Here is a 240-nt window from a genome sequence, read left to right on the forward strand (position 1 = left end):
AGTTGGTTCTCAAGCGACTACGGACCGGGGAATGCAGCGACGCCGAGATCCTGGCGGGCCCGGCAGTGCCGTCATGGGTTCTCACCGCGCTGTTGCCGGTGGTCATCGGAATCGCTGTGATGGTTCTGGGCGGCAGTGCCCCGGTCAATCCGGTGCTGGTGCTGGTCGTGGTGATCGGCGGCGCCGCGCTCTTCACGGCGCTGGCGTTGATCACTTCGGCTGTCACGCGAAATGCAGAGG

Annotated in this window: 1 pseudogene; it reads left to right on the forward strand. The window is 65.4% G+C overall.

From position 1 onward, the window contains the following. Positions 1-240, forward strand: a pseudogene (locus AC2ETI_RS32840) (ABC transporter permease); the annotation flags it as partial.

It is taken from the genome of Rhodococcus sp. MurmanLake-1, assembly GCF_056945715.1.